The 3,517-nt window shown below is 68.8% G+C and carries 4 protein-coding genes, 1 tRNA gene and 1 pseudogene; 5 read left to right on the top strand and 1 reads right to left on the bottom strand.

From position 1 onward, the window contains the following. Nucleotides 1-1,307: PQQ-binding-like beta-propeller repeat protein (locus tag B7438_RS20080; protein WP_143466111.1), on the top strand; the 1,307-nt coding region annotated here is incomplete at its 5' end. A gap of 95 nt (nucleotides 1,308-1,402) precedes the next feature. On the opposite strand, the gene B7438_RS20075 is transcribed toward B7438_RS20080, so the two are convergent. Further along, a tRNA-Lys gene (locus tag B7438_RS20075) sits at nucleotides 1,403-1,475 on the bottom strand. A gap of 58 nt (nucleotides 1,476-1,533) precedes the next feature. Here B7438_RS20075 and B7438_RS20070 point away from each other — a divergent pair. The 4 genes and pseudogenes from B7438_RS20070 to B7438_RS20055 all read left to right on the top strand — a co-directional run. Continuing rightward, nucleotides 1,534-2,163 carry a DNA-directed RNA polymerase subunit beta gene (locus tag B7438_RS20070; protein ID WP_085371451.1) on the top strand — a complete coding sequence of 210 codons (630 nt, stop codon included), beginning with the start codon at nucleotides 1,534-1,536 and terminating at the stop codon, nucleotides 2,161-2,163. A gap of 19 nt (nucleotides 2,164-2,182) precedes the next feature. Next, nucleotides 2,183-2,461, top strand: coding sequence for a hypothetical protein (locus B7438_RS20065; RefSeq protein WP_085371450.1), 279 nt, complete (start codon nucleotides 2,183-2,185; stop codon nucleotides 2,459-2,461). Between the two features lie 245 nt (nucleotides 2,462-2,706). Then, a complete protein-coding gene (gene sigK / locus B7438_RS20060) occupies nucleotides 2,707-3,264 on the top strand; it encodes an ECF RNA polymerase sigma factor SigK (RefSeq protein ID WP_085371449.1) in 558 nt (185 codons plus the stop codon). Then, a pseudogene (locus tag B7438_RS20055) lies at nucleotides 3,264-3,517 on the top strand (hypothetical protein); the annotation flags it as partial. The gene sigK and the pseudogene B7438_RS20055, both read left to right, overlap by 1 nt.

The following is a 3,517-nucleotide window of genomic DNA, read 5'->3' as shown; positions in this document are numbered from 1 at the left end:
GCCCGTCGTGGAGCATCGACCTGCCCGGTGACACCAGCACTTGCCAGTACACCTACGTCTACGACATCGCCGACGGTCTCGCCCTCTTCGTCGTGGATGCGAACCACGCCACGGATGCGAAGGCCGGCTGCGAGCTCGAGCACGGCAACGCCGCGCTCGCAATGGTCGACACCGTCGACGGTTCCGTGCGCTGGACGAGGGAGTGGAACTGGGAAGGAAACGAGGGCATTGGGACCTTCCTCTCCATCCTCGGCACCTCCAACAGGGCGCTGTTCACCGACGAGAGCGGGGGCGGCGGTCCCCGCGACATCATCGACCTGGCGACCGGTGAGACCGTGGCGACGCTCCCCGCCGATTTCGGCTCGTATCCGAACTGGCGGCTGACTCCGGTCGGGGACGACAGCGGCGACATGATCTGGACGAAGCCGACCCTGGATGCGTCCGGCGAGGCGACGAGCTACACGATCGAGCGCGTCGACCCGCGCGACCTCGCGCATCCACGGTGGTCGACACCGTTGCAGGCGACCAAGGCGTCCCTCCACGTCCCGAACTTCGCGGCTTCCGGCCTGGTGCCGCTCGAGTACCTTGCGACTGGCCAGGTCAACGGCTGGCAGTCCACCCTGCTCGACATCGGCACGGGTGCGCTCAGCCATCAGGCTGCCGGCGGCACCCACCTCCCGCTGGGCGACGTGATCATCGAATACCGCGATCTGGTCGACGGTACCCCGACGACCATCGCCGGTCTCGACCAGACGACGGGCGACACCCTCTGGTCGATGCCGTTCCCGCAGGGCGCCTCGATCTCCGAGGCGAGAACCACGGCCAGCCGCCCTGGCTGGCTGGCCGGCATCGACGCGGGAGCCCCCTCCGGTGACCTGGTCCTCACCACCCCGTCGACCCTCACCCGCATCGACAGCAGAACCGGCGCCATCCAGCTGACGGCCGACATCGCCCACTGCGGCATCAGCCAGTGGTTCTGGGGCAACGGAAGCCGCGACGTCGTCGCCGACCAGGAGCGCAACTCCCTGATCGTCATCAGCGGAGCGAACGACACCTGCTCCATCGACCGCGACACGGGAGCCCCCACCCCCGTCGCCGACAAGGACTCGGCCCACTGGCCGCTCTACGGCCCAGAGGTCACGTACCCGAACAGCGCCACCATCATCGCTCCGGGCACAGGAGGCGCATACGACCGCCGAACGGGCGAAGAACTCTGGACGACCCCGACGGCCCAGGGCGAGAACTGGTTCTTCGCCGGAGGCATCCTGGTGCGCCAGGTGGGGCACCACGTGGAAGCGATCGGGTGACGGCGGTTCGCCGATGATCGGCCCAGCAGCGCCCGCCTCACAGTGAAGCGCCCGACCCCATCGGGAATCGGGCGGCGGCAGTGAGAAAGTAACGGTGGGCCCGGTGGGGCTCGAACCCACGACCCGCGGATTAAAAGTCCGATGCTCTGCCAACTGAGCTACAGGCCCTACCCTTCTAATCTAGCGTGGTTTCCCGACCGCTCGTGCCGGGCGGAGAATGGTGTGCATGAGCGACCATTTCCACAAGCCGACCACGTTTCCGAGCGGGATGTTCGAGGCGTTCATGGGTGGGGAGGACCCGGCGCAGATCAGCAGGGTCGCGCACGAGACCGCCAATGCCCTGCTCGCCAGGGTGCGTTCGAACCCCGATCCGGAGGTCGTGGATCGGCTGGTGGCGTTCACCGATGAGCACGGCATCGACGCTGTCGCCGAGTTGTGGTCGCGGTCGAGCGCCAAGAGTCTGCCGGGCGCGTTGTGGCGCATCTATCTTCTGCGGTTGCTGATCCGGCAGGATGCGGCGGGCACCGCCCTGCTGTATCAGCGCGGGACTGAGGTGGTCCCGTCCATCGATCCTGTCGTCGCCGGTGCGTCGTCGCCGGCCGGGCCCGCGGAGGTCACCGAACTGGCCGACCGCATCCTGCGCGGGTTGTTCGAGGGGGATTTCGCCGTCGCGCTCGATCGGGCCGCCGCGTTCTGCCGGGTCACGGCTGCCGGATGCGTGTCTGTCGCCGACGATCAGGAGAACACGGCGCCGGAGCGGTCCAGCGAGCTGACGACGCGCGCGCTGCGGTTCTCGCGCACGGCGGAGGAGCTCACCTCCTGCGCCAAGCTGTGGCGGCACGAGTCGCTCGAGTAGACGGCGGTACTCTCAGCGCATGGACGACAGCAAGAACAGCAACAAAAGCACCACGAGCAACCCCACCCCCAAGCAGCCGTGGTGGGTCGTCGGCCGCCTCCTCCCGGGGGCCATCGCGCTCACGGTGTTCTTCGCCGCCGCCTTCGCCCTCTCCTTCGCCCGGCTGCTACGCACCGACCTCCCGGATGCGAACCCTCTGCTGACCTGGGGCGGCATCGTCCTGGGGGTCATCGGGTTCGCCCTCGGCGTCGCCAGCATCGTCTACCACCTGCGCCGCAGGCGCGGCGGCCGCGATTAGTCAACCGGCGGCGGCGCATCCGGCGTTCTCGGCCCGCGAACGCCACGCCGCAGCATCGGCCGCGCGGCTCGGGTAAACTCGTTCAGCCGGGCCGCAGTAACCCCGGGCTCCAAAATTAGCCGCTCCGAGCGGCCTCGCGCCGAGAGGCGTTCTGCGGCCCGGTTTTTCGCGCCCTGCGGAGCGTTCGGTCCGGATCGCGGTCCGACCTGCGATGCTTGTCAGTGCGCCGAGAGACAGGAGACGCCGTGGACGATGAGGTGCCCGTCTCCTTCGACGACCTCCTCTCCCGCACCGCGGCCGGTGATCAGAGCGCGTTCTCCGTGCTCTACGACCACACCGCATCCCGGGTGCTCGGCCTGGTGCGGCGCGTGCTCGTCGACCCTTCCCAGTCGGAGGAGGTCACCCAGGAGGTTTTCCTCGAGGTCTGGCAATCCGCTTCGCGGTTCGATCCGAATAAGGGTCGAGCGTTGACGTGGATCATGACGATGGCCCACCGGCGCGCCATCGACCGGGTCCGTGCCGCGCAGGCGTCGCGGGACCGGGATGTGGCTGTGGGCATACGCGACCTGCCGACCGCGTACGACCAGGTGGCCGAGACCGTGGAGGTTCGCGTGGAGCACGAGAGGGTGGAGGTTGCGATGGCTGCGCTGTCCGATACCCAACGCGAAGCTGTGCGGTTGGCGTACTACGGCGGCCTCAGCCAGAGCGAGATCGCGGCCGAGCTCGGCATCCCGCTCGGCACAGCGAAAACTCGGCTGCGCGATGCGATGATACGGCTACGAAACGAACTGGGGGTGACCTGATGACCGACGAGGAACGTCGCTCTCCGTCGCGCCTCGGCTACGACCTGGGCGCTGAGACTCCAGAGGAGGCCCGCCAGTTCGAAGAGGTGGCGGCCGAGCTCGGCCGCGCCGCCGACCCCGTCACCCCTCCAGCCTCGCTGAAGGCCGACCTCTTCGCCAAGCTCGCGAGCACCCCGCAGCTTCCCCCGGTGGATGCGCAGGCGCCCGAGCCCGCTCCTGTCGCCGCCGTGCAGCCCGCCCCGGCCACCACGTC

It is taken from the genome of Leifsonia sp. NCR5, from assembly GCF_002105485.1.
Classification (GTDB): domain Bacteria; phylum Actinomycetota; class Actinomycetes; order Actinomycetales; family Microbacteriaceae; genus Leifsonia.
This window is presented reverse-complemented; position numbering and strand designations above follow the sequence as displayed.

Bases quoted from the DNA above. Each gene is read 5' to 3' on its own strand.
- B7438_RS20070 (WP_085371451.1), top strand. From the start codon at position 1,534: ATGAGCGACCATTTCCACAAGCCGACCACGTTTCCGAGCGGGATGTTC.
- B7438_RS20065 (WP_085371450.1), top strand. From the start codon at position 2,183: ATGGACGACAGCAAGAACAGCAACAAAAGCACCACGAGCAACCCCACC.